The organism is Paenibacillus sp. oral taxon 786 str. D14 (assembly GCF_000159955.1).
Classification (GTDB): Bacteria; Bacillota; Bacilli; order Paenibacillales; family Paenibacillaceae; genus Fontibacillus; species Fontibacillus phoenicis.
In genome coordinates, this window is record NZ_GG695975.1 from 139,139 (window position 1) to 164,875 (window position 25,737).

Here is a 25,737-nt window from a genome sequence, read left to right on the forward strand (position 1 = left end):
TGGGGAAGGAAGGTGACACAACCAATGGAATCACTTGGGGAACTGCTTACGCAGATGAAAAGCACGCAATTCAAACAACGCTCCGAGGAGCTGACCGCACGTCTGATGAATGACCCGCTGGTAAGGGAACTCCGGGACCAACATCCGGAGCTGGAACAGGAGCAGCTGACGCGCGGGATGGCCAAGCTGTATCAATACATCAACGACAGCAAGCACTGCGCCAACTGCCCGGGCTTGGAGCAATGTCCCAACGATTTCCCCGGCCATTTCACGAAGCTGACGGTCGAGCAGGTGGGCGGGAGCCCGCAGCTTGTAGATCGTCAGGTGCCATGCCCCAAGCAACTGCAATATGAGCGCGAATTGTCCGTCAAGAAACGGATTCATAGCTTTTATGTGGATGAGCGGGCGCTGGAAGCCGGTTATGACGAAGTGGAAATCATGACGAAGGATGCCATGCGTGCGCCGGCGGTAGGGCAAGTGTTCCGCTATATTAATGAAACGAAGGAATCCGGCCTGCAAACGAAAGGGCTGTATCTGGAAGGTCCGTTTGGCACCGGCAAAACGTTCTTGATGTGCTATTTGCTGCACGAACTGGCCAAGGAAGGTTACTCCGGCGCCATCGTTTATATGCCGGAATTCGTGGAAGAGCTGAAGAGCATGCTGCAGGACAGCGACAAGCTGCGCGAAACGGTGGAAATGATGAAGCAGGTGGATCTGCTGATCTTTGACGATATCGGTGCAGAGAACCTGAATCCGTGGGTGCGCGACCATGTCATGGGCGCGATTTTGAATTATCGGATGAACCGGAAGCCCACGTTCTACACGTCAAACTATTCCTTGAGTGCGTTGGAGAAGCATTTGAGCTTTACGAGCAAGGACGGGGAAGAGCGGCATAAGGGCCAACGGTTAATGGATCGGATTGCCCCGTTCGTGAACGTTGTTCAGGTGAATGGGACGAATAAGCGCGGCCAAGCCTAATAACGGAATACTGCGGACAAAGATAAAGAGCCGAGCACATCCCTTATCGGGGGATCGCCTGGCTCTTTCGTTAATTCGAGGTCTGGTTACCGCCTAGCTGGCGATAAATTTAATGATGACCATGCCGAAGAAAATCACGATCATAAACGTCAACATGCCAAAAAAGCCGTTCATCAAATCAAACAGATCGTTGCGGGGTTCTTCGTTGATATGCTGCCGCGGATCGTTCGCATGCGTGTTAGCATCCATGGCGACGGGCCTCCTCAGGAAATTATCGTCTCGTCAATGAAATATGTCATAGACAATCCGTTTTCAGGTTATTCTTAGTATAACCAAACTTTTTTCGTTTTGTAAAGAAGGCGTTACCATACACTTTCTTTTTTTCAGTGTAGTGTGGTATAATGAGTTCGGCAACAGCTTTTTGGGCTGACTGCTCCAATTTTTTTGTCTAACTATCCAGTTGTTCGCGCTTGTGTCACTAAAGTGCCAGGCCGGGCAACCCAAATAAGGAGGAAATTATCATGGCTATCGTGAACGTATCCGATCAGTCCTTCAATGCTGAAATCGAAGGACAAGGTCCGGTTCTTGTTGATTTTTGGGCTCCATGGTGCGGCCCTTGCAAAATGATCGCTCCGATTCTGGAGGAGCTGGATGCAGAAGTAGGTGACTCCGTGAAGATCGCCAAGCTGAACGTGGATGATAACCCGGAAACAGCTTCCCGTTTCGGCGTGATGAGCATTCCTACACTGATCCTGTTCAAAGACGGTCAACCGGTCGATAAAATCGTCGGATTGAACTCGAAGGATACGCTGAAGAACCTGATCGCTAAACATCAATAATCCAGACGATCAGGCGCGTCGCTTGACGCCTTGGATGACGCCTCCGGTTTGGGCCGGAGGCGTTTTCTGCGTTAACTTGGCGTGGAGAAAGGAGGAGGAAGCTTGGACACATCGGCCAATGAAACGTTAAGTTACGAGAAAGCGATGGAGCGAATCCAACATAAACTGGCGCTGCTGCCCGATTCCCCGGGTTGTTACTTAATGAAGAACAAAGACGGTAAGATCATTTACGTCGGCAAAGCCAAGGTGCTGAAGAACCGGGTCCGTTCCTATTTTACAGGCAGCCATAACGGGAAAACCCAGCTGCTCGTATCCGAGATCCGCGACTTCGAATACATCGTGACCGCGAGCAATATGGAAGCACTGATCCTGGAATGTAACCTGATTAAAGAACATCATCCGCGTTACAATATCCTCCTGAAGGATGACAAGACTTTCCCCTATATCAAAATTACGAATGAACCGCATCCCCGGCTGGAAGTGACCCGGCGGGTGCTTAAAGATAAAGCAAAATATTTTGGTCCGTATCCGAACGCCTACGCGGCTCAGCAAACGAAGAAGCTGCTCGACCGCATGTATCCGCTGCGCAAATGCAATGTGATGCCGAAGGAAGTGTGCTTGTATTATCACATCGGCCAGTGCTTGGCGCCTTGCGTGCATGAGGTGGAGAAGGAAACGTACGAGAAGATGACTCAAGAAATTGTTTCGTTCCTTAGCGGCGGGCATGAGGAGATCAAGAAAGAGCTGGAGCGCAAAATGCACGAGGCGGCCGAAGCCTTGCAATTCGAGCGGGCCAAGGAACTGCGCGACCAAATCATCAACATCGATGCGCTGATGGAGAAGCAGAAGATTACGGTGACCGATGCGAAGGACCGCGACGTGTTTGGGTATGCCGTAGACAAGGGCTGGATGTGCGTACAGATTCTGTACATGCGTCAGGGAAAAATGATCGAACGGCATGCGTCGGTCTTTCCGTTTTACGGCGACGCCTACGGCGATTTTATGTCCTACGTGACGCAGTATTACAGCGATAACCCGGCTTTGCCGCAGGAGATTCTGCTGCCGGAGAAGCCGGAGGATCAAGAGGAGGCCGGCGCGCTCGATGCTCCAACCGCCTTGCAGGAATGGCTGGGGGTGAAGACGCTGGTGCCGCAACGCGGCTTAAAGCGGCAAATGACCAAAATGGCCGAGGAGAACGCGCGCGTGACGCTGGACGAGAAGTTCCGCCTGATCGAACGGGATGAGGAACGCACCTCGAAGGCGGCCGAGAACCTCGGCAAAGCGATTGGCCTGGAGTCGGTGTCGCGGATCGAAGCGTTTGATAACTCCAACATCCAAGGGTCGAACCCGGTCTCAGCCATGGTGGTGTTCATTGACGGCAAGCCGGCCAAGAAGGAATACCGCAAATATAAAGTAAAAACCGTGAAGGGCCCGGACGATTACGAGACGATGCGCGAGGTCATCCGCCGTCGCTATGAGCGGGTGCTGAAGGAGAATTTACCGCGGCCTGACCTAATCGTGGTCGACGGAGGCAAGGGGCAGATCTCTGCGGCTACCGATGTGCTGGAGAACGAGCTGGGCCTACACATCCCGGTATGCGGCCTCGTGAAGGACGCCAAGCATAAAACCGCACAGCTGATGGCGTTTGATCCGCCGGAGCCGGTTTATCTGCCGCGCGACAGCCAGGAGTTCTACCTGCTGCAGCGGATTCAGGACGAGGTGCACCGCTTCGCCATTTCGTTCCATCGCGAACAGCGGGCCAAGTCGATGGTCGCCTCACGGCTGGACTCGATCCCCGGCATCGGGGAGAAACGCCGGAAGGCGCTGCTTAAGCACTTTGGATCGCTGAAAAAAATTAAAGAGGCCTCCGTCGAAGACTTTCGGCCTCTTTCTATCGGGGATAAATTAGCCCGTCAAATCCTTAATGCCCTTCGGGACGAAGATCCGCCAGAGGAGTCATAACATACGGCTCCTCTTTTTGTTGCGGCGTCGGGGTCTTCCGCTCCTTGCTTGGCGGGTTAAACAAGTAAATCACATACGCAACGATCGCCGGCAAGGCGATGTAGAACAACCCGGCGACGATGTTCAGCGCTCCGCCCATAAACATCAGGCTCAGCGACATCAGGATGCTGTCGAAGATGACGTGCGAGAAGACAACGGTCGCGAAGCCGTAGCGCAGGAACACGAAGCTGAACAGCAGTCCGATAAAGGTTAATTCGATCGGGCGCGAAATGACCGGATAAATCGGATACAACGTGTGGCCAAACGCCCAGATTAAGGTCGACAGCAGGCAGGCGACAAAGGTGCTGCGGAACATTTTCTTCAGCATTGGGATCCCGAACAAGCGATACACCGCTTCTTCTCCGATCCCTGCCACCCAAGCCAGCAGCGGAAACAATAGCGGGTACACCATGTTGTAAGGCGATTGCGTCGCATCGGTCGTGGACCAGGTATGAATCGTTTGCTCTAAAATGAAGAAAACAACGGATTGAACGCCTAACAGGATCAATGCCCAGGCATACCCGTCAGCCACGGAGGTCAGGATGGAACGGCCGTACCCTTCTTCCCGTGATCGCGCCCACAAGTTGATGCCGTTCTTCCGCCACAGTCCATCGCCGCCCACCAGCGAGAAGTACACGGAAGCGGCGAGGAACAACGTCACCAGACCTTGGAAGAAGAGGCCAAAGATGAGCACGCCGGATTCAAGACCGTCTTTTTGGAACACGGGGATCATGTTGATCGTTCCAATCGTGGATAGCACGAAGTAAGCCGAAGCCAGGAAAATACCCCGCTTAAACGAGGTATGGGCCCGCGTCAGCGCGCTGTAGACGATCGCCAGAATCGCCAGCACGAACGTCAACAGGGCGTATCCGGCATAGGTGAGCCAGCTGGCGATTTTCGTCTGTCCGGCGACGTAGTCCTGATGAGCCTGCGGTACGGTAAAATAGCTCTCCAACGAGGAAACCTTGCCGTATTCGAAGCTGAGCTTGATTTCCGCTTGCGATTCGCCTAACGTGTAGCCATTGATATGGTAGAGGAGGCCCACATCCCCTTCACCGGAGGCCAGCTCCAGATCGCTTGGTTTAAATCCAAAGGCGTTCAGGTAAGGCTGTGCCAGCTCTTCTTTCTCCGCTAACGTTAAATCCCCCTCCCATGCCTTCATGGAATCGGTGGTTTCCGATCCTACATTAAGCATCATCTGCTTGGTGGCGTTGCTGGAGGAACTGATCTCCTCGAAGCCGACGACTTGACCGGTGGTCATATGGACATCCACGGTCACGGCGCTTAACGATTCGGTGGGGTCCGTGTAACGGACGCGAAATACGTCATATGGAAATTGCTTGTCATACGTTTTTAAGTATGGGGCGAGCAGATCGGCTTTGGTTAAGTAACCAAACAGATCGGAACGCGTTTCGTATGTAATCAATGCTTTATCCTTCGTGGGATTCGGCAGGTCGATCCCAAGTACGGATTGGACAAATTCACTTGCATGGGCAGCTGCTTCCGGTTTGCTGATCACCTCATTTGCTTGCTGCAGCTGCAAGGACTCCGAATCGGTGGTCGGAAACAGTTGAACGGCGACGAACACAATGAATCCTAGGGCGGCCAGCAGCCACAGATTTTTGGTCTTCATCCTGCGGCGGCCATTTGACGTCAAAGGGGAACTCACTCGCAAAACTCCTTTGTTATTAAGTTGAATGAAATCGGGAACACGTACTCTTCTTATATTATGAGGTATGTTTTTCCCTCAAGTACGTCAAAGTAAAGATAACACAGCTATCCCCCCTGCGCCAGACGGAGGGCAAAATTGACGAGAAACGGCAAAAACTTCGGCAAGTCTACGCATCATTTAGATTGGGGGCGAACTTAATCTGCACAATCCCTGATTTCGTCCTTTTCTGGTCTTTTTCTTGAAAATAGAGCTTTGTGGCGGGACGGAATAAGGGATATAATCCATTTGACGAAAAATGATTGAAAACAATTGAAAAGATTGGCCGAATTTCGCAATGAAAACGGGGGAACCGTATATTTTGGGGTGAATTTCACGGAGCTTCAACTCCCAGCAAGGGGATATGTTCCGCGAATAGGGCAACTGGGCATGTCCGAATCCGTCAGCTAACCTCGTAGGCCTGTGCATCAGGAACCAAACACCGAAAGGCATTGGATTTCCAGTGCTTTTTTTCTTTTGTGTTTTTTTCAGAACGATGATGAGGTGAACGCGTTGCATACCAAGAAAATTAACCTTTCTCCGCCGCAGATATTGGTGACTGGGTTTGCGATCATTATTTTGCTGGGTGCGCTACTGCTCATGCTGCCGATTTCCAGTACGACCGGGGAAACACTCCCGTTCGTCGACGCACTGTTCACGGCTACTTCAGCAACCTGTGTTACGGGGTTGGTCGTGGTTGATACCGGGACCTATTTTTCAACCTTTGGACAAGTCGTGATCGTCCTGCTGATCCAGATTGGGGGGCTTGGGTTTATGACCATGGCCACTTTGTTCTCCCTTGTCCTGAAACGAAAAATATCGCTAAAAGACCGTCTCATCCTCCAAGAAGCGATGAACCAAAACTCTGTGGAAGGAATCGTACGGTTAATCCGCAAAGTTCTGTTGTATTCGCTCGTTATTGAATCCAGTGCGGCGCTGATGTTTGCGATTCGATGGTCATTCGATATGCCGATTGGTAGGGCGCTGTATTTCGGAGTTTGGCACGCGGTCTCGATGTTCAATAATGCAGGGTTTGACCTGTTTGGTGAATATCAAAGCTTCACGAAGTACGTTGCTGATCCGATCGTGAACTTCGTTGCGATGTTTCTGATCGTCTCGGGCGGGATCGGATTTATCGTACTGTCCGACGTATTCGAGTTTCGGAAGCGGCGGAAGCTGTCGTTGCATTCGAAGGTGGTATTGTCGATGACGTCGGTGCTGATCGTGATCGGGGCGTTAGTCATTTTCATCTTTGAGTTCACGAACTCGCGTACGCTTGCTCAGCTCAGTTGGAGCGGCAAGATCTGGGGTTCGTTTTTCCAATCGGTGACGCCGCGTACGGCGGGAGCCAACACGCTGGATATTGGGTCATTACGGCAGGCAACGCAATTCTTCATGATCATCCTGATGTTTATCGGGGCCTCCCCAGGCTCTACGGGGGGCGGAATTAAGACGACCACATTTACGATTCTGGTCGGCTCGGTTGGTTCGATGATTCGCGGAAGGACTGACCTAGTCCTGTTCAGGTACCGGATGGCCGGGGAACGGGTCTTTAAGGCGCTTACGATCACGATGCTTGCCTTATTCCTGGTCTTAGCAGTGGCAATGGTATTGTCTACCACGGAGGACGCGAGCTTTTTATCGATTTTGTTTGAAACCACTTCGGCTTTCGGCACGGTCGGACTTACGATGGGGTTGACGGGGAAACTAACGGTTATCGGTAAAATTATCATCAGCTTCACCATGTTCGCCGGTCGGCTCGGGCCGCTGACGCTTGCTTATGCGCTCGGTCCGAAGAAAGGAAAAGAGCTGTACCGCCATCCAGAAGGCAAAATCATTATTGGATAAGGGGAAAACGGGCAAAAATGAAAAAGCAGCAGTTTGTGATCATCGGCTTGGGGCGCTTCGGCTCGAGTCTGGCCTTGGAATTGATGGAGTTAGGATATGAGGTTCTGGGCATCGACCGGAATGAAGAGATCGTGGAAGAACTTAGCGATCGGCTCACGCATACGGTTGTCGCCGATGCTACAGAAGAAGAGGTGCTGAAGTCGCTGGGGGTTCGTAATTTCGATTGCGGGATCGTAGCGATTGGCACCGACATTCAAATGAGCATCCTGGCAGCTATTCTCCTCAAAGATCTTGGCATTAAAACGGTAGTTGCCAAAGCGATCTCGCTTCTGCACGGCCGAGCTCTGGAGAAGCTGGGGGTGGATCGGGTGATTTATCCAGAACGCGACATGGGGGTTCGTGTGGCCCATCAGCTGGTTACTCCAAATTTGCTGGATTATATTGAACTGTCGAAGGAATACAGCATCGTAGAAATGAAAGTTCCCACTTGCTTGAACCATAAAAGCATAGGTGACCTCAATATGCGGGCACGCTTTGGCTGCAGCATCGTGGCGATTCACCGCAATGGCGGTATTTTGGTTGCTCCCACTGCGATGGATCAGTTAAATGAAGGCGACATTATGGTTATTATAGGAGCAAAGAAAAATATCGAGCAATTTGAATCAATCATCAATCCTTAATAAGATGGTAAGATGGCTTACTAGCATGGAACGGAGAGAAGTATGGAACAACAGGCCATTTGGGCTTTAATCATTTTTTTGCTGACCTACGCACTCATTATATCTGAGAAAATTCACCGAACGGTGCTGGCTATGGCTGGTGCGGCGTTCATGATAATCTTTGGCATCCTTGATCAGGAGAGCGCAGTGCATCATATTGATTTTAATACGCTGGGACTCTTGATCGGGATGATGATCATCGTGAATACGACAGCCAAGACCGGTTTATTCACGTACATCGGCATATGGACGGCCAAGCTGGCCAAAGGCAATCCGATCACTCTGCTGTGGTTGCTGGCGCTGATCACCGCGATAGGTTCGGCATTCCTGGATAACGTAACGACCATTATTTTGATGGTCCCGGTGGCATTTAGCATTACGCGGAGGTTGAGGGTTCAGGCGTTCCCTTACCTCTTTTCTATGATTCTTGCCACGAATATCGGCGGGACGGCGACTTTAATCGGAGACCCTCCCAACATTATGATTGGCAGCGCCGTGAAGGAACTGACCTTCGTAGCCTTCATGCAAAATTTGACGCCAGTCGTGTTGATCATTTTGGCAGTGATTCTGCCGCTTGTGATCGTGATCTTCCGCAAAGAGTTGAAAAAGGCTTATGCTCATCAACAGAGCTTGATGGAGATCAGTCTGGAGGGCTTGATTACGGAGAAAAAGCTGCTCACCCAATGCCTGATCGCCTTGGGGTTGACCTTGTTGGGCTTTTTCCTTCATCAATACATACATCTGGAAACGGCTACTATTGCGCTGGCTGGCGCCTTCTTGCTGCTGCTCATGACCGGCGAGCACGTGATGGAACAAGCCTTCCGTTCGGTGGAATGGCCCACCATCTTCTTTTTCGTGGGTTTGTTCGTATTGGTCGGAGGGTTGGTTGAAACGGGAATCATTACGAGAGTGGCCGAAGAGGTGATGCGCCTGACTGGAGGCGATCCGCTAACCACCTCGATGCTGATCCTCTGGCTGAGTGCTTTGGCGTCGGCGTTTATCGACAATATTCCGCTGGTGGCGACGATGATTCCGATGATCCAAGACATGGGCGGAATGGGGATTCAGCACCTGGAGCCGCTATGGTGGAGCCTATCGCTTGGCGCTTGTCTCGGTGGAAACGGAACATTAATCGGAGCCAGCGCCAATTTGATCGCTGCTGGGATGTCCGCCAAGGAAGGGGAACCGATCAGCTTCCTAAAATATTTGAAATACGGGCTGCCGCTGATGATCGTCACCATTTTGATCTCCAGCCTCTACGTTTATTTGCGATACTTCATTTAAAATAGACAAGCTGCCGCTAATCCAGGTTTTAGCCTGAAGGAGCGGCAGCTTTTTTGGTGTAACGAATAGCTGTTTAGGTTCGGGTGGATCATGGTGGCGTTAGAGCGGCAATTCTTTCACGAGGGTTTCGCGGATTTGCGTGATCCATTCCTTCGTTTCGCTCGTCAGCTCCGATTTGTCGCCATATACGAGACAGGTTTCGCGCCGTGTCTGGGCCAGTTCTGGAATCGGCACGGTCAGCAGGCCGTTATCCCGCAGCAGCGGCATACGCAGGTACGATTTGGGCAATAGCGCGGCTGCTTTACAGATCGGCAGCAGGCGGACGATCGCTTCAAACGAATCGATTTCCATGCGAATATCGGGCACGATGCTGTAGCGTCCAAACAGGTCGTCGATCAGCCGGCGATACCAAGTTCCCTTGGAAAATACGATCATCGGCCGACCGTTCAGATCGTCCATGATCAGACGGCGCTTCTGCCCGGCGGCGGCTAGCTCATGCCCTTTGGGAACGACCAACTCGAGGTGGTCTTTGAACAGCGGCAAGCATTTCAAGCCCGTCTCATTTACCAGGGAGGCCACGACGCCGAAGTCCACTCTCTTCTCGCGGACATAAGAGACGATTTCATGGGTTTTGCCGGTAACGAGCTTCAATTCGATATCTGGAAACTTCTCCATTAATGAGGTCACGAGCGGCGGCAGGGTGGTTTGGATCGTCGTCAGGCTGGCGCCTAACGTGACGATACGGCGCTCCGCTGCCTTGATTCGGGACACGGTCTGCAGGAAGTTCTGGTGGCGTTGCCGCTGTTCCAGCGCATATTGGTAAGCTTCCTGCCCGACGCGGGTCAGCTCGAGTCTTTTCCCTTTGCGGTGAAACAGGGAGACCCCCCACTCCTCTTCTAATTTTGCAATTTTGCGCGAAAGGGCAGGCTGGGACAGGTTTAACAGCTTGGATGCTTTGTTCAAACTGGATTGCTCCACGACGGTGGTGAACACCAGCAACTCTTCCAGCATGGGTTACCTCCTTTTTCTGGGTGAAGGACAAGATTCGACAGGTTAGCTTATGCGAATTTGTTATAATGATTAATAAATATATTGCAATTCCATTATAAGATAAAAAGGAGTAACATGAAAAGTGACACAAGTTGTTCACAAGTAACTGGAGGTACAAAGGGGTTTTACCGACTGCGGTGTGGTATTTATCATATTCAACCTCCGCGCCCCCGTAAGGTCGAATCTTGAGTGAAATTGCGCAAGTTGAAACGGATGATGGAATGAGAAAGGGGTATACGCATTTATGAAAGGGTTTTATTCCAGAAAACTGCACTCGCTGCTGGGCGTCATTCCGCTGGGATTTTTCCTGCTGGAGCACATGATCACCAACTTTTCGGCGGTGGAAGGCGGGAGCGAAGGCTTTAGGGAAGCTGTCGCGTTCCTGAACAGCCTGCCGCTCGTCTTGGTTTTGGAGATTTTTGGGATCTGGCTGCCGCTCTTGTATCACGGGGTTTACGGGCTTTATATTGCGTTTCAGGCGAAGCCGAACAATCGGCGGTTCCCAACCGAGCGCAACCTGCGTTATTTGTTGCAGCGGATTACCGGCGTTATCGCGTTTGTGTTCGTGATCTGGCACGTGGTGGAGACCCGTGTACAGGTAGCGCTGGGCAATGTGGAGCATGAGGAATTGGGCGGCTTGATGCATGAGATCGTCAGCAACCCGCTTCTCTTCACGTTGTATATCATTGGGGTCGTGTCGGCGGCCTTCCACTTTACGAATGGATTGTGGTCGTTCCTCGTCAGCTGGGGCGTGACAGTCGGCCCGCGGTCGCAACGTGTGTCCTCCTATATTTGCATGGGCTTGTTCGCGATCGTTGCTATCATGTTCGTGTGGTCGCTGATCGCATTCCGCGGCTCGGAATTCCAAGCCGAAGGCACTGCCTTGCTGGAGACGGCAAAGGCTTGGATGGCTTAGGCTTTGTTCGTAGATGACTCGTTTGAAGTAACGCTCACAAAACTAAGCGAATGCTTCCGGTGCAAGTTTTGTACGAAGCATTTCCGTTGAAGTATCGCTCACAAAACTTTTAGGAGTTGAAAGCAAATGGCTAAACAAAGCTTAATCGTCGTTGGCGGCGGCTTGGCCGGCTTGATGGCTACGATCAAATCAGCCGAAGCAGGCGTGCCGGTACAGCTGTTTTCCCTTGTGCCGGTAAAACGTTCCCACTCGGTGTGCGCGCAAGGCGGCATTAACGGGGCCGTGAATACGAAAGGCGAAGGCGACTCGCCTTGGGAGCATTTTGACGATACCGTATACGGCGGGGATTTCCTGGCCAACCAACCGCCGGTGAAGGCGATGTGCGAAGCTGCACCTGGCATCATTCACTTGATGGACCGGATGGGCGTCATGTTCAACCGCACGCCGGAGGGGCTGCTTGATTTCCGCCGGTTCGGCGGGACGAAGCATCACCGCACGGCGTTTGCCGGAGCAACGACCGGACAACAGCTGCTGTACGCGCTGGATGAGCAGGTACGCCGTCATGAAGCGGCCGGCCTGGTCACGAAATATGAAAACTGGGAGTTCCTGTCTGTTGTTTTGGACGATGAAGGCGTCTGCCGCGGCATTACCGCACAAAACCTTCGCTCGATGGAAATCACCACGTTCCCTTCCGATGCGGTCATTTTGGCGACAGGTGGCCCAGGGATTATCTTTGGTAAAACGACGAACTCGGTCATCAACACGGGGACCGCGGCCAGTGCCGTGTATCAGCAAGGCGTCACGTACGCTAACGGTGAGTTCATTCAAATTCACCCAACGGCGATTCCGGGCGATGACAAGCTGCGTCTGATGTCGGAATCTGCACGCGGCGAAGGCGGACGGATCTGGACGTATAAGGACGGCAAACCGTGGTACTTCCTGGAGGAGAAATATCCGGCTTACGGTAACCTTGTACCGCGGGATATTGCGACACGGGAAATTTTCCATGTGTGCGTGGACCTGAAGCTGGGCATTAACGGCGAGAACATGGTGTATCTCGACCTGTCCCACAAAGATCCGAAAGAGCTGGACGTGAAACTCGGCGGGATTATTGAGATTTATGAGAAGTTCATGGGTGATGACCCGCGCAAGATTCCGATGAAAATTTTCCCGGCAGTCCATTACTCCATGGGCGGCATGTGGGTCGACTATAACCAAATGACCAACATTCCTGGCCTGTTTGCGGCTGGCGAATGCGAATACCAATATCACGGGGCGAACCGTCTTGGCGCCAACTCGCTGGTGTCGGCGATTTACGGCGGCATGGTGGCCGGACCGAAAGCGGTGGAATATCTTCGCGGCCTGAAGAAATCGGCAGAGGATTTGAGCCCAAGCATTTTCGAAAGTTACCGCAAGGCCCAAGAAGAGAAATACGAAGGGATCCTGGCGATGGATGGCACGGAAAATGCCTATGTCATCCACAAAGAACTGGGCGAATGGATGACCGCGAACATGACCGTCGTTCGTCACAACGATCGCTTGGAAGCAACCATAGGCAAAATCAAAGAACTCAAAGAACGTTACAAAAAGATCAACATCAACGATACGTCCCGCTGGAACAATACGGGAGCGGCGTTCACCCGTCAGCTGTGGAATATGCTGGAGCTGGCCGAAGCCATGACGAAGGGTGCGCTGCTGCGTAACGAAAGCCGGGGCGCGCATTACAAACCGGAGTTCCCGAACCGGAACGACGAGGAATTCTTGAAGACGACAATGGCGAAGTGGACGCCGGACGGCCCGGAAATTTCGTACGAACCGGTCGACGTCTCCTTGATCCCACCGCGGATTCGCGACTACTCGAAGGACAAATAGGAGGGGATACCCATGGCAATGGCGGAAACGGATGTATCGGCCAAACAACAAACGGCCAAAAAAGTTAAATTCATCATTACACGCCAGGATGATCCGAACTCGAAGCCTTATACGGAAGAATTCGAGCTGGATTACCGCCCTGGCATGAACGTGATCAGCGCCTTGATGGAAATCCAGCGGAACCCGGTGAACCGGAAGGGCGAGCATACCTCGCCGGTTTGCTGGGAGTCCAACTGTCTGGAGGAAGTGTGCGGCGCCTGCTCGATGGTGATCAACGGCAAACCGCGCCAGGCTTGTGCGGCACTCATCGACAATTTGGAACAGCCGATTCGCATTGAACCGATGCGGACGTTCCCGGTCGTGCGTGACCTGGTGATCGACCGCAGCCGGATGTTTAATGCGCTCAAGCGGGTGAAAGCATGGATCCCGATCGACGGCACGTACGATCTGGGACCCGGGCCGCGGATGCCGGAGAAGAAGCGCCAATGGGCGTATGAACTGTCCAAGTGCATGACCTGCGGCGTCTGCCTGGAGGCTTGTCCAAACGTCAATGAGAAGACGGACTTCATCGGTCCGGCAGCCATTTCCCAAGTGCGCTTATTCAACGCGCATCCAACAGGCGAGATGAACGCCGAAGAGCGTCTGGAGGCCCTGATGGAACCCGGCGGCATCGAAGGCTGCGGCAACTCGCAAAACTGCGTCCGCGCCTGCCCGAAAGGCATCCCGCTGACCACCTCCATCGCCGAAATGAACAAGGCGACCACGAAGCATATGTTTAAAATGTGGTTTATGCAGTAATAGAATCTAATGGATTCATACCGATAAAGTAACGCCATTCATCCGAAAGAATCGGAGACAGACCCCGGGAGGGGCTGTCTCTTTTTTTCGAGCTAGACAGAATAATGGAGGGGATCAGGGATGTACATTCATATTCATCGGATCGAACATGATCAGGTTTCCGTGAAATTGGAGGATTTCTCGAAAGAGGATGTAGGTAAGCTGCGTGCGGTTGGGGGAGGGAAGTGGGATCCTAATGGGAAGTTCTGGCGTTTTCCTTGCACAGAGGAGAAAATCAGGCAATTCGCAGAGTGCTTTCCGGAAGCGGAGATTCGAATGGACGGGTTAGCCGTGTCGTCAAAGCTATCCAGTAATGAAAAACTCATTCAGGCCCTGGATCAAAAGCTGCTCACCACGCTCAAGCTGAAGGGATACAGCCTCAAAACCAGCAAGGCCTACAGGGGGCATGTCCGGCGATATTTACAGAACTTGGCTGATCATTTGAAGATGAAAAGCCCAGGAACCCTCAAGGATGAGAAAATGACGTCCGCGATCATCGACTCGTCCCGTACACAACAGTATGCTTTGCAGCTCCTTGAGCAAGGGCACTCTCCTGCTTATGTGAACCAAGCCATCAGTGCTTTGCGTTTCCTGGCCGTCGAGGTATTCAAGCAACCTTCCGAACAGATGAAATATATCCGACCCCAAAAAGAGAAAAAACTGCCCTATGTCCTATCGGAGCAGGAAGTACTCCGCGTTATCCAAGCGCCGACGAATCTGAAGCACCGCACGATGTTGTATCTGGCTTACGCCTCAGGGCTGCGCGTGAGCGAGGTCGTCCGGCTGAAAGTCACGGATATCGACCCAGAACGCGGCATCCTTCGAGTCCGGCAAGGAAAAGGCAAAAAGGACAGGCATACCTTACTATCGCAAACGGCTTGGGACATGATCCAAAAATACGTAGAAGCGGAGCGACTCTCCAACTCGATGTGGTTGTTTCCGGGGCAGCATTCGGGGAGCCACTTGCATGAACGTTCATTGCAAAAGGTATTTCAGGAAGCCCTGCAAACCTCCGGCATCCGGAAACAGGTAGGCATTCACGTCCTTCGGCACTCTTTCGCCACCCATTTGCTTGAGAACGGCACCGACCTCCGCTATATCCAGGAACTGCTGGGCCACGCCAATCCCTCCACCACCGAACGCTACACTCACGTCAGCACCAAGAATCTGAAACGGATTAAGAGTCCGCTTGATCGGATTTTACGTGATCGAAGGGGGGAATAGCAGACTCCGGGAGGAGGATAAATTACAACTTACAGAATTAAGGAATGGAGGTATAATTAAGGAGATGTAATCGATTACGCAAATCCCCAGGTCAAGATGGTATTTGTGACGTGCAGAGATAAGGGAGTTATGTGAAATCAGCATAAATAAAAAATTGAAAGAGTGGTATGAATGACTGGATGCAGATATTTATTCATTTCTTCTAATGGAGATAAGATTATAAAGATCTCTCAACCCAAAAATCACAAATATAAGTCTGTACCTCAATTAGCAAATCAGAATGTACTTGAGGTCATTTTATTTTACAAAAATAAAGACAGGAAGCCACATCAATTGCTTACGGTCGAATTTGACCGATTCCGATTAGATTCCAATGGTAATTATGAAGAAACAGAAGTAGATAGGAAAAGAGCTTTTCATAATTTCTTTGCTTTTGGAATGCCGAGTTTACTCGAAGAAGTAGAAGTAGATGATAAACCATTACCTATACCTGTTGCTCCAATAGTTCCAACCGATAGTGAGAAAAGATCATTATACAGTTACATAAATGAGAAGTTACCTAACTTAGCAGCTGCTGCCCCGTATGTTGTTGAGAGTAAAATTAAAGCATCGAGAGAGAAATACGAAGAGTTTAAAACCATCGCAAAGAAATCAAAGAACCGACTTAAGTAGTTCGAAGAAGATGCTGACATCACATAACATTATATTCACGCATCGGGCATACGCCCTCGGTCCGGCAGAGGGATTTCGTGGAAGTAGAAGCAGAGCCGGACACACCCAGCATTCGCTGGGCGTCGTGAATACGGGAACGTTATGCGTAATTATTGGAAGATCAAAGAATATAAAGTAGGTGTCAACTGTGGGATTTTTTCAAACAATACTAGCTTTGCTACTTTTAATGCTTGTAATATTTATTTTTAATAAACTGGAACGCTTTCTTTCTGCTAGGGCCTTGATTTTTACTCCTATTCTACTTCCATTATTAATTTATTTTGCTAACTTAGTTAGTTTCGGTTCAGTTATCGATATATTTGCGGGTAATATAAATCAAACCATTTTTTGTGTGTTAATTTTTAGTTTCATAATTACTGGGTTCTATATTCTATATATATTTGAAAGAATTGCTCAGTCATCTATTGATGATAATGTAACAAAAGCACTATTTAGAATTGGGTATGCCGCTGCATCTTCGTGCATATATTTTGCTTTAATTTATACAATCGTATATAGAGTTTCAGGAAATACTGCTTTTCAAGGTAATGTAGGAGAAGGAATGTTAAGTCAGCTCATTTCGTTTTTATATTTCAGTACTATTATATTTACTGTTGGTTTTAGTGATATAAGCCCAGTAGGAAGCCTTCCAAGGTTATTGGTTTTACTGGAAGTTGTGCTCGGATTTATCACAGTAATTTATGCTATATCTTCTTTTGCATACTTTAAAGATAAATTTAAAACGAAATCACCATTCTTAATTACTAACAAAAGTAGACAGATAAAAAACAAAGAAGAGTAAGGAAACGGGGGAATATTCGAAGAGGCCAATAACTACGCATAACACAGTATTCACGCTTCGGGCCTTACAGCCCTTGGTCTGCAAGGGGCATTTCGAGGAAGTGGATTCTGCAGACAACCCTGTGAGGCTAAGTGGCGGAGCCACCCGGTCCTAGCGGACCTTAAGCCTCTCGGGTTCGTGAATACAACAACGTTATGCGAAATTCCTGAGAGAAAAGAAAAATGAAATTAGGTGAAATCCAAATCAATGATTAATCTAAAAGATTACAATGATCGAAAGGAAATCATAAATTTATTAGCTGAATGCATGTTCTCAGAGGAAGAACGAGTAGTTCAGGAATATGAACAATATAAGAATGATCAATCTAGAATATTACTAGGAAGAATTGAGAACCAAAAATTAGTTGGGTTACTCGGAATCGTTTTTCAATCAGATAACGAAGTTGAATTAAAACATATAGCAATAAAATCTAGTAATAGAAGACAAGGATTAGGCACTAAATTAATAATGGAATTTTTGAAAGAGAATCATATAAGAAGAATAGAAGCCGAAACCGATAAGGATGCAGTAGATTTTTATAGAAAGATTGGCTTTTACATTACGACTTTGGGAGAGAAATATCCTGGAGTAGAACGATATAAATGCATATTAATAAATTCGAAGTTTATTCAAGAGGTCAGGAACTTCACATAACACCGTATTATACGAGCCATTTTCCGGCCCTTCAGAAATACTTGTAACCCTTATCACATAAGGCTTTTCACTAATTCCCCACTTCGCTTTTGTCGCTTTGTCTTCGCATAACTTGAATTTTTTCAGCCAAGATATACGAATCAGGTTCTTGAAGGTAATACGCGGAAAAAGATATGTGCACCTGATTTTCACAAGATATACGAGGCTGCTGAAAGGATCATAGCTCCTATTGAATCAACAGTCAAGCGCATGAATTATGACGGAATTAATGTAAGATTAAAAGTATCCTAACGTAATTAACGTATAGCGTAATAAAATTGAAAATTCTAAAAGTAAAAAGTATTTTTGACATTCGTCAATTTTAAGTCCTCTTCCACAGGTTTTTATTCATTTACATAGAACTATTAATTTGAGGTAAATACTTAAAAGGGGAGGGGGAGCTTGTGTTAGAAATAGATGAGACAAAGCTCGTAACTCTAGAAAAATATTCTGCGGCTAATCCAGAAGGTGAAGTGGTACTAGGTGAAATAGCAAAACGTATTTACCATGCTAAATCTCCTAGTGTATCTTGGTCAGATGAATTAAAGAGCAATGAGATAATTTATGCTATTCAAGAAGGTATCCTTGTAAAGACATCTGATGATGCTATATCGTTTACGGACTCTCAATATTTTTTGTATTTTTGGGCAAAATCTTTGATCTTATCACGTCTTGAGGTAGTATGGGTGTATAAAGAAGAGTTCTGGGATGAAATTGATTCTTTACAATTAGAATACGTGTCGTTCGAACAGCTGCAGTATATAGAAGTGATGCTGTTGATACTATTGCAGCGTCATTATGGAAAAGATATTTTGGAGTCACTTGTCTTAATTCTAAAGACTGATACGGAAAGAGACCATTGGTTGCTATTGCAAACCGTATCTAATGTGCTGCCTTACCTACACTTGAAACCAGAGCGTATTATAAACTTTTTGGAAGATCTGCACGATACTCAAATTCCCTATATAAAGGTCCTTGCTAAAGGTGTGGAAATACTAGCTACAAATTATCCTGATATTGGTCGAGAGTTATGGGAAACTTGGTCGACATTTCCTGACTTTAAGTCCGTTTGGCTCATTACAGCAGTTGCTGTTGGTCTTGCTCGAAGTGAAGGAATTCAAAGTGTGTTTAGCAAAACATTGAATCTTGTGGACTCTCATCAGGAATCGTTAGTCGATGCTGGCGTGCGCATATTAGGACTCCTTCCTTACAGCGAAACTAATGACGATCAAATAAATAACACGTTAGTGAAGTTTGATAAACTACTTAAAGACGAACCAAATATTCAAGTGCGTCAAGCCTTGGCATATGCGTATGGGCAACTTGTCCCCTTGTCGGAACGTGCACAGCTTGCCATACAAATATTATCTACAGAGTCTTTGCCAGAGGTTCAGGCCCAAGTAGCTCTTATTTTGTTTAATTATAATAAAGATCAATTGGATAAAACGTGGTTTCAGGAAACATTACTACAGTTGACAAAAGTGAAGGTGGAACAAAAAGATATTATTAATAACTTAGATTTTATCCTAACTCGCCTAGCTTCAAGTAATTTAGATTGCGTAAAAAAATTACTAGAGAACTGGATATTAGAGCACGAGGCTCCGAAACGAGAAGAATCTCTTGCTAAGCTCTTTGACATGTTACTTCTATCACTAGTAAAAGAGAACAAGCCATGGTTTGAGAAATTGCTATCGTCTTGGTTTATTGCGGATGACAAGCGATTCCATCTGCATATTCAAGAAATGCTTCATCATTTAACTGTGCACGGTGTGACTTTACATTTGGATCCAGAAATCATCAGCGAATGGACTTTTAAAGACACCAAGTATGTGCTAATGAAAATTTTGGGGTTCGTCGCAGATAATAAAAATTTATGCCATCTCACATTCTCTGTGTTACAAAGAACACCTGAGGATGAAACGATCAATATGTTGGTAAGAGCCGCGTTCAGGGATTATATAGCATATAATTATCCGGGGGCTACTCGTGAGATTCTTACTGATAAAACAGAAAATGGCACGGATACACGGATACGGAAAGAAAAGTTGCAAGTGTCATCCTTAGCGACCTGGACAGCTATCTGCAGGATTTGAGTGGTCTCCCGAAAATAAAAGAGTTCTTCCCGCCAGAAGGGAGGGCGAAAAAATTCGAGAAAATGCAATCAAAACAAATGAGCCGTCAGATCGAAGAAGGCACCAATAAGAATTCAATTTTATTACAGCTTGTCCATCGTGTAGTTTTGAAGGGTGGAAGGTCCTCATTCTCTAGAGTACAGGGGAAACTGACAAATAAAACAGGGCTTTCTGAGTTCTCGGTGGCTATAGAATTTCCTAAAGGTGAATATTTGGACCCAATAGGTCAAGTCATGACTAGAGCGGATTGGCGGCTTTGCAGAAGGGAGGATATAGAATGAGACTTATAGTCCGTGAATACTTGTCTATGCTAAGAGAGTCAAACGAATTGGACAATCTCCTTCCCGATCTTCTGCTCTCAATGGATATTCAGCCTATTTTCAAACCCCAACGCGGAGTTCGGCAATATGGAGTCGATCAATCCGCAATTGGTATTGATCCTGAGGATCAGCGAGAGAAGCTATTTCTTTTTGTCATAAAACAAAAGGATATTGATCGCAATAATTGGGATACCGGTCCCCAGGCTGTTCGGCCCACACTGAACGAAATTTTTGATGTCTACATGCGGAGCATGCTGGATGACCGATTCCGAGATCTCCCCAAAAAAATTGTCATATGTACAAATGGAGATATGAAACAGGATGTGGCTATCAATTGGATTAATTACATCAACGATCATAGCGTTGTAGGCAAGATAGAATTCGATTTTTGGGGTGGTGATGTACTATCTTCCTTAGTTGTTCGTTACTTGCTAAATGAGTTTGTAATACCGGAATCGCTTCAAAAGCAGATGCGGAAAACGTTAGCCTTTCTTGATTTGGTGGAGTACGATTTGTCTCACTTTTATGAAATGGTCGAGGAAATTTTATTCAACGATACGTTGCAATCTCAAAATAAACCATTAAAGATTCTTCGCAGCCTCCATTTATGTTTAAACCTTGTATATCACTGGAGTCGGGAAGCTAGAAATCTTAAGCATGCTGTCTTTGCTGCTGAGCGGGTAATATTGCGTATGTGGGAATGGATACACCAAGAAGGCTTGAAAGATAACAAAAAGCTCTGGGAAATTTTTTTTGCGATCGATGAGACCCGCCGTCAAATCAATAATGAGTATCTGGATAAGATCCTCCCACATTGCTTAGTTCGCGATGGGCTTAGCGGGTACGGATCGGAGCGGATTGAATATCCATTGTTAGTATTTGAACAAATTGGAATCATTGCGTCAATCGGATTAGATTTTGTATATGCAGAAGATTCACTTGGACAGGATGAGCCGAATGACCATTTTCAAGAAGTAGCTCAAAAAGCTGCGTATGTCTTGCAAAAACTTATACAGAATAATAATATCAGTCGGTTCCCGGTATACGATTCCCACGTCAATGAAATTTCAACCGCACTTATCCTACTTTACAGGACAAATCAATTAGGTGCAACGAAGACGTGGATTAATCAATTGTTCGTGCATATTGGTCGTGGATATCAACTACTTGGAAGGTTCCCACTACTAAGCGATTCTTACGATGACTTAATAGAAGTTGAGTTGGGACTGCAGAGTGCGGAGCCGTCCTCGTCCACTTTATTACCGATATTGCTAGAATGGACAGTCGTACTTGATGTGCCAGAACAATATGTTCAAGCACGTGACATGATTCATCAGATTTTTAAAAACGTAGATCTTCAAATATGGTTTCCAGATGAGCTTTCAGAGAAGCACATGTTTAAATCGAATGCTCTATTCGACTCTGGGGCAATGCTGACGACGATTAAATTGCCCGAGAGTTTTGAACAGTACCGAGCCATGGTTTGTGAAGAGATGAAAGAGATTATGGAGAAGGTGGAATTTTCTTTTTTTGAAGAATCTTTCCCGATTATGGGTATTCTGTCTTTTCGGCATTTTCGCACTCCTGTTTTTCCTATTTACTGGAGAAACTTAATTAAGTAGAGAATTTAGAAGTAACTAAATCGAGGTAGTGAGGGGCTATAAAACGCTAGGGCATAATTTGGGAGAAGTAAGCGATCAATTTGAAGAAGGCAACAATTCTGATAAAAGAACAGCAGGTACTAAGGGAGTAGATGTGGCGGAATGGCAGACGCGCTCGACTCAAAATCGAGTGGGGAGACCCGTGGAGGTTCGAGTCCTCTCACCGGTACCATATACTTAAAACAAAAACCCTGATCGTTGAAAAATTCAATGATCAGGGTTTTCTTCGCATTTAAAGTAAATAATAAGCAGGGAGTACAACGCTTGTTCGCATATACCTAAGGAGCCGAAACTTATTCATTAAGACCCGATTTCTTGAAGCGATACAACCTTTACAGGTTTTATGCGGCACGGTTGCTTTCTCTATTTTTGGAATAATGATCATGTTGTTTTGCTGTCGTTACGGGAGCGGAGATTGGTGTTATTTCATTGGTCTCTGAGCGGATGGGGATTGGGACAAAAGTGATCGAGTGGTTAAAAAATTATACCCAAAACAAAGGTTTTGACCGAATTTGTATCGAAAATGCCAACACGGATGCGAGTATTGGATTGGCAAGGAAATTGGGCTTCACTAATGTCCCTAATAGTCCAATTATTCAAGAGGTTCTTAAAACAGAGGAGTCGCCTGACTATCATTTACTGATAGTAAGATCATAAGTTCCTTTTAGTTAGTCCAGACTCAAAAAGTACCCCCAACTTCTCGAAGTTGGGGGCTCTAGTGCTTACTTTGATTATTTTTGTAATCTTCCGATCTTTTAAACATCCTCAGCCTAAATATTGCGATACGCAATTCTTTCTTCAGTAAACTTGTAACTGTAGGCCAACTCAGAACTTGATTCCGGTCGATCTCTCCCGTTTGAGTTGTTTTACAACATTATTCTATGGTTAGATACCTAGTCCGTATCCGGCGAATGCCTATAGTCAAACGCCCTTTTTATGATTTATTTGATACATAATTCAGATTCGCTGACGCCTACAGGTCGGCGAATCAACCCAAGATATTGGGACTATTCGAAACTTGCGTACGGATGGCCTGTTACAGAAAAAACAAAGAGCCCCAAGCCAAAAGGGCGAGGGGTTAAAAAGCAGGTGACGTTCTTTGCTTCTAATTTATGTATGAACGTTTGCACATGTTACAAAAAACTAAAAGACACTGCTGTTCGATACCTATATTTCCAATTCGAATGAATGTGACCCAAAATGAAAATAAATAAGGAAAGTTTTAGCAACTATATTCTCGCAAAAGCTGGAATCTTCTAGTATAATATGTCTATAAAGCGAGGATTAGACAGGAATTTGGACCATATTTTTCGGCTCGGTTATTAGGACAAAGGTCCGTTTTTCGGTCGAAACTGTGCTTCTAGTACTTTTCTATAGAAAGACTGAAAAAGAGGAGGGATCTGATGTCAAATCTATGTAGGTAGTACCTGGTGGCTGTTAAATGACATTATGAGGTCAGGTGAGGGATTCGAACATCGCCATGGACGAATGGGTTATGAACTATTCTCCTATTGGTTGTCCAAATAAATATGAGCTGAAGGAAAAATGGCAAACCCGCTCGAAAGACGGGGACGCAAAGCCACGGGTCTGCGGCCGTAAGGCTATGATCGCCGGGTTACCCTAAAAGGCTGGCTTCCGGAGAAAAGGCACGTTTAGGGTACGTGTCTTTTTTGTCGTCTATGTCCGATTCCGAATAAGCCGAGGAACCTCATCGAGGGAGGGAACTGAAGTGGTGCTTGTACTGTCATTATTGCTGATGACCGCCATTCTGCTATTCGCCCATCCGACAAGAGAGCCAAATCGTTGGGCCGGTTCAGTCGCTTTTTTCTCTGTACTCGGAGAGTTGACTATCGCCATAGATGAGAAGATAATTCCCGTAATTGTCCCCTTGGCAAACGGTCCAATTATAGCCGGATTAGAGTGGGTAAAAGGTTTTTTTTACTTCTTAGCCTTATACTTGCCTCCCTATTCATTATTGATGTTCAGCTTGAGCTATGCGGGGTGGTTTCAACGGCGAAAGAGTTGGAAGCGCTCCATAATCGTCGGGGCACTGATACCGGTTCTGATCATGTTTCTTCTACCTTCAGAGGCTTCACGTGATACACGACCGATACCGTTCTGGGCAATGATTTATTACGCTACCGCAGCAGTGCCATGCTTGAGGTTGGCATACCGTGAAGTTGATAAGAGGATCAGGCAGCAACACCGTGTGGTCTGTTGGATTGTTGTACCGTCGATCGGTTTTGTACTGCTTTTCGATTATATTCTGCCTTTGCTCCAATTCCACCCGCCCTTTGATACCAAACGTGCTGGTTTAGCAGCCGTGTGCATTTTCTTTTTTGTATTTGTTGTACGTTACGGTGTATTGGGCGTCCGAATCCGATTGGAGAAGTATTCCACATCCCCAGAGCCATATGGGGAGACTCCGCTTACATTTCAATTCTATCATGCTTTAAAAAGTGAACTTGGAAAAATACAGATTGCAGCCAGACGTATATTTTATCTTGCCCAACGGACCAAGCAACAGGAATTGTATCGGGATACATCTCATTTGATCGATGCTACCGAGCGGATTATGGCAATAGCTTTCCGTTTTCGTAATTCATCACAACAGTTGGTATTGTACGAGCAGTCATGCATTATAAATGAACTCGTTGAGCAACTATTGAATAGCTTGACGGGAGAATTTTGCAGCAAGAATCTTATCGTCCGAAAAAAATTGGATGAATCGATTGTTTTGTGTTGTGATTCTGTTCACGTGCAGCAAGTCATGAAGAACCTCTTCTATAATGCCATTGAAGCGATGTCCGAAGGAGGGTGTCTGACAATAACGTCGAGTCTGTCGCAAGAAACGCTGGATATCTCTGTTCGTGATTCCGGTTGCGGCATCGCTCCGGAAGCAATGCCGTATATTTTTGAACCTCATTTTACAACCAAGTCGAACGAAGAGAACGATGGATTGGGTTTATTCTACAGTCATGAAGTCATGCGTCACCATCAAGGATCCATCGAGGTACAAAGTCTAATCGGAATCGGTACGACATTTACGCTTCATTTTCCCATCCAAAGAGTCATTCGTCATTCACCGCCATTGAACCGATGGGAGGGAGACCATGAGCAAGATCAAAGTATTATTGGTGGAAGACGATCCGGTGTGGAACGAATATATATCCGAAACGGTGAATCGAGAACCGGATTTGTTTTTGGTCGGAACGGCTCGGACGAAAGTCAATGCAATTCGCATTGTCAGTATGTTAGACATTGATGTGGTACTATTGGATGTGGTGTTGGATGGGAAAAAAGCAGACGGGCTTGACGCAGCGCTCGAAATTGTCTGCATGAGTAAGGCGAAAGTCATCATGCTTACGGTATTAGACCAGGCAGAGATCGTTTCCGAGGCGTTCGGCAACGGTGCTTTCAATTATATTGTCAAAACGGCGCTCGAAGATATTCCGGAGGCTATTCGAGCTGCACATTCGGGACTATCCTCCATTCATGCTTCGGCTGCAGGCGTGCTTCGATCCGAATTTGTTCGAATGAAGCAACAAGAAATGCGCCAAAATTTGACGCGAACCGAAGTTGAAATCCTCCGTTTTATTCATAATGGTCATACCCGTTCCGCAATTGGGGAACATTTGCATATAACGGAAAGTACGGCCAAAAAGCATGTAAACCGAGTGATTCGAAAATTAAAGGTTCATACCGGTAGAGAAGCTGCCAAAAAAGCAAAATTGAAAGGAATATTATAAAGTCCATGTGTATTGATATAGAAAACCGGGAATAGCACCTTTAGCCAATACAGGGTAGATGCTATTCTTTTTGTTTGTTAGTCAAACAACCAGTCAGGAATGCGTAACCAGCCGTCGACTGAAATCTGACGACTGGCTACCTATCCCTGCCTCACAATCAAGGGTATTTAAACTTTTAAGCTTTAGTATCTATGTTTTGTCCGCGATATTGATCTTGCTTCTCTGGTTTGTGCTGCTGATGCACTGTTTCAGTATGTTGGTGATCTAACGATGTTTTCCTAGTCCCTCCGTGCATATTTCCCATCCCGCAATTCTTTGGCATTGCTGAATTCGATATACCGCTTACTGCCATAG

20 protein-coding genes, 1 tRNA gene and 2 riboswitches are annotated in these 25,737 nt (G+C 47.2%); of the genes, 18 read left to right on the forward strand and 3 right to left on the reverse strand.

The genetic code is table 11. The annotated features are described in order from the left end of the window. Window positions 1-24: 24 nt before the first annotated feature. Window positions 25-978: a primosomal protein DnaI gene (dnaI, locus tag POTG_RS10585; RefSeq protein WP_009224818.1), complete on the forward strand. Its 954-nt coding sequence runs from the start codon at window positions 25-27 to the stop codon at window positions 976-978. A gap of 93 nt (window positions 979-1,071) precedes the next feature. Here dnaI and POTG_RS23450 read toward each other — a convergent pair whose 3' ends face one another. Continuing rightward, window positions 1,072-1,227 (reverse strand): hypothetical protein, encoded by a 156-nt coding sequence (locus POTG_RS23450; RefSeq protein WP_009224819.1) that lies wholly within the window; start codon window positions 1,225-1,227, stop codon window positions 1,072-1,074. A 272-nt stretch (window positions 1,228-1,499) separates the two neighbouring features. Here POTG_RS23450 and trxA point away from each other — a divergent pair, with 272 nt between their 5' ends. Next, the gene (trxA, locus tag POTG_RS10590) at window positions 1,500-1,817 is read left to right on the forward strand and encodes a thioredoxin (protein ID WP_009224820.1); all 318 of its coding nucleotides are present in this window, start codon (window positions 1,500-1,502) and stop codon (window positions 1,815-1,817) included. A 144-nt stretch (window positions 1,818-1,961) separates the two neighbouring features. Continuing rightward, on the forward strand, window positions 1,962-3,779 hold the full coding sequence (gene uvrC, locus POTG_RS10595; protein ID WP_050769744.1) for an excinuclease ABC subunit UvrC: 1,818 nt from the start codon (window positions 1,962-1,964) through the stop codon (window positions 3,777-3,779). Here uvrC and POTG_RS10600 read toward each other — a convergent pair. Then, window positions 3,739-5,451, reverse strand: a complete 1,713-nt coding sequence (locus POTG_RS10600) for a type II CAAX endopeptidase family protein (RefSeq protein ID WP_036645020.1) — start codon at window positions 5,449-5,451, stop codon at window positions 3,739-3,741. The genes uvrC and POTG_RS10600 overlap by 41 nt on opposite strands. Window positions 5,452-5,800: 349 nt before the next feature. Beyond that, a riboswitch (cyclic di-AMP (ydaO/yuaA leader) is annotated at window positions 5,801-5,963 on the forward strand. Window positions 5,964-6,030: 67 nt separating this feature from the next. On the opposite strand from POTG_RS10600, the gene POTG_RS10605 reads away from it, so the two are divergent. The 3 genes from POTG_RS10605 to POTG_RS10615 are packed head-to-tail and all read left to right on the forward strand — an operon-like array spanning window position 6,031 to window position 9,377. Next, a complete protein-coding gene (locus POTG_RS10605; protein WP_009224823.1) occupies window positions 6,031-7,374 on the forward strand; it encodes a TrkH family potassium uptake protein in 1,344 nt (447 codons plus the stop codon). Between the two features lie 17 nt (window positions 7,375-7,391). Further along, window positions 7,392-8,054, forward strand: coding sequence for a potassium channel family protein (locus POTG_RS10610; RefSeq protein WP_009224824.1), 663 nt, complete (start codon window positions 7,392-7,394; stop codon window positions 8,052-8,054). Window positions 8,055-8,096: 42 nt separating this feature from the next. Further along, window positions 8,097-9,377: an ArsB/NhaD family transporter gene (locus POTG_RS10615; RefSeq protein WP_009224825.1), complete on the forward strand. Its 1,281-nt coding sequence runs from the start codon at window positions 8,097-8,099 to the stop codon at window positions 9,375-9,377. A gap of 99 nt (window positions 9,378-9,476) precedes the next feature. On the opposite strand, the gene POTG_RS10620 is transcribed toward POTG_RS10615, so the two are convergent. After that, complete coding sequence (locus POTG_RS10620) at window positions 9,477-10,388, reverse strand: LysR family transcriptional regulator (RefSeq protein ID WP_009224826.1); 912 nt, start codon at window positions 10,386-10,388, stop codon at window positions 9,477-9,479. Window positions 10,389-10,671: 283 nt separating this feature from the next. Between POTG_RS10620 and POTG_RS10625 the strand changes: the two genes are divergently transcribed. The 12 genes from POTG_RS10625 to POTG_RS10680 all read left to right on the forward strand — a co-directional run bounded on the left by POTG_RS10625 (window position 10,672) and on the right by POTG_RS10680 (window position 25,383). Further along, entirely contained in the window at window positions 10,672-11,343 is a 672-nt protein-coding gene (locus POTG_RS10625; RefSeq protein ID WP_009224827.1) for a succinate dehydrogenase cytochrome b558 subunit, read from the forward strand. A 126-nt stretch (window positions 11,344-11,469) separates the two neighbouring features. Next, the gene (gene sdhA, locus POTG_RS10630) at window positions 11,470-13,215 is read left to right on the forward strand and encodes a succinate dehydrogenase flavoprotein subunit (RefSeq protein ID WP_009224828.1); all 1,746 of its coding nucleotides are present in this window, start codon (window positions 11,470-11,472) and stop codon (window positions 13,213-13,215) included. 12 nt (window positions 13,216-13,227) lie between these two features. Beyond that, entirely contained in the window at window positions 13,228-14,013 is a 786-nt protein-coding gene (sdhB, locus tag POTG_RS10635) for a succinate dehydrogenase iron-sulfur subunit (protein ID WP_009224829.1), read from the forward strand. Window positions 14,014-14,133: 120 nt separating this feature from the next. Beyond that, on the forward strand, window positions 14,134-15,276 hold the full coding sequence (locus POTG_RS10640) for a tyrosine-type recombinase/integrase (RefSeq protein ID WP_009224830.1): 1,143 nt from the start codon (window positions 14,134-14,136) through the stop codon (window positions 15,274-15,276). A 171-nt stretch (window positions 15,277-15,447) separates the two neighbouring features. Further along, window positions 15,448-15,948, forward strand: coding sequence for a hypothetical protein (locus POTG_RS10645; protein WP_009224831.1), 501 nt, complete (start codon window positions 15,448-15,450; stop codon window positions 15,946-15,948). Between the two features lie 187 nt (window positions 15,949-16,135). Continuing rightward, window positions 16,136-16,789 (forward strand): ion channel, encoded by a 654-nt coding sequence (locus POTG_RS10650; protein ID WP_036644978.1) that lies wholly within the window; start codon window positions 16,136-16,138, stop codon window positions 16,787-16,789. Window positions 16,790-17,035: 246 nt separating this feature from the next. Continuing rightward, window positions 17,036-17,482, forward strand: coding sequence for a GNAT family N-acetyltransferase (locus POTG_RS10655; protein WP_009224833.1), 447 nt, complete (start codon window positions 17,036-17,038; stop codon window positions 17,480-17,482). A gap of 443 nt (window positions 17,483-17,925) precedes the next feature. After that, window positions 17,926-19,614, forward strand: coding sequence for a hypothetical protein (locus POTG_RS10660; protein ID WP_009224834.1), 1,689 nt, complete (start codon window positions 17,926-17,928; stop codon window positions 19,612-19,614). A 316-nt stretch (window positions 19,615-19,930) separates the two neighbouring features. After that, complete coding sequence (locus POTG_RS10670) at window positions 19,931-21,595, forward strand: hypothetical protein (protein WP_036644980.1); 1,665 nt, start codon at window positions 19,931-19,933, stop codon at window positions 21,593-21,595. A gap of 127 nt (window positions 21,596-21,722) precedes the next feature. After that, window positions 21,723-21,806 (forward strand) — tRNA-Leu (locus POTG_RS10675). A 1,365-nt stretch (window positions 21,807-23,171) separates the two neighbouring features. Continuing rightward, window positions 23,172-23,257, forward strand: a riboswitch (cyclic di-GMP riboswitch). Window positions 23,258-23,363: 106 nt separating this feature from the next. Then, on the forward strand, window positions 23,364-24,899 hold the full coding sequence (locus POTG_RS24795; protein WP_009224837.1) for a sensor histidine kinase: 1,536 nt from the start codon (window positions 23,364-23,366) through the stop codon (window positions 24,897-24,899). Further along, window positions 24,814-25,383: a LuxR C-terminal-related transcriptional regulator gene (locus POTG_RS10680; protein ID WP_232282278.1), complete on the forward strand. Its 570-nt coding sequence runs from the start codon at window positions 24,814-24,816 to the stop codon at window positions 25,381-25,383. The genes POTG_RS24795 and POTG_RS10680 overlap by 86 nt, the downstream gene beginning before the upstream one ends. The last annotated feature ends 354 nt before the right edge of the window (window positions 25,384-25,737 follow it).

What these genes read in the sequence shown, in the direction of transcription:
- dnaI (WP_009224818.1), top strand. Translation starts at nt 25, where the DNA reads ATGGAATCACTTGGGGAACTGCTTACGCAGATGAAAAGCACGCAATTC.
- POTG_RS23450 (WP_009224819.1), bottom strand. Translation starts at nt 1,227, where the DNA reads ATGGATGCTAACACGCATGCGAACGATCCGCGGCAGCATATCAACGAA.
- trxA (WP_009224820.1), top strand. Translation starts at nt 1,500, where the DNA reads ATGGCTATCGTGAACGTATCCGATCAGTCCTTCAATGCTGAAATCGAA.
- uvrC (WP_050769744.1), top strand. Translation starts at nt 1,962, where the DNA reads ATGGAGCGAATCCAACATAAACTGGCGCTGCTGCCCGATTCCCCGGGT.
- POTG_RS10600 (WP_036645020.1), bottom strand. Translation starts at nt 5,451, where the DNA reads ATGAAGACCAAAAATCTGTGGCTGCTGGCCGCCCTAGGATTCATTGTG.
- POTG_RS10610 (WP_009224824.1), top strand. Translation starts at nt 7,392, where the DNA reads ATGAAAAAGCAGCAGTTTGTGATCATCGGCTTGGGGCGCTTCGGCTCG.
- POTG_RS10615 (WP_009224825.1), top strand. Translation starts at nt 8,097, where the DNA reads ATGGAACAACAGGCCATTTGGGCTTTAATCATTTTTTTGCTGACCTAC.
- POTG_RS10620 (WP_009224826.1), bottom strand. Translation starts at nt 10,388, where the DNA reads ATGCTGGAAGAGTTGCTGGTGTTCACCACCGTCGTGGAGCAATCCAGT.
- POTG_RS10625 (WP_009224827.1), top strand. Translation starts at nt 10,672, where the DNA reads ATGAAAGGGTTTTATTCCAGAAAACTGCACTCGCTGCTGGGCGTCATT.
- sdhA (WP_009224828.1), top strand. Translation starts at nt 11,470, where the DNA reads ATGGCTAAACAAAGCTTAATCGTCGTTGGCGGCGGCTTGGCCGGCTTG.
- sdhB (WP_009224829.1), top strand. Translation starts at nt 13,228, where the DNA reads ATGGCAATGGCGGAAACGGATGTATCGGCCAAACAACAAACGGCCAAA.
- POTG_RS10640 (WP_009224830.1), top strand. Translation starts at nt 14,134, where the DNA reads ATGTACATTCATATTCATCGGATCGAACATGATCAGGTTTCCGTGAAA.
- POTG_RS10645 (WP_009224831.1), top strand. Translation starts at nt 15,448, where the DNA reads ATGACTGGATGCAGATATTTATTCATTTCTTCTAATGGAGATAAGATT.
- POTG_RS10655 (WP_009224833.1), top strand. Translation starts at nt 17,036, where the DNA reads ATGATTAATCTAAAAGATTACAATGATCGAAAGGAAATCATAAATTTA.
- POTG_RS10670 (WP_036644980.1), top strand. Translation starts at nt 19,931, where the DNA reads ATGAGACTTATAGTCCGTGAATACTTGTCTATGCTAAGAGAGTCAAAC.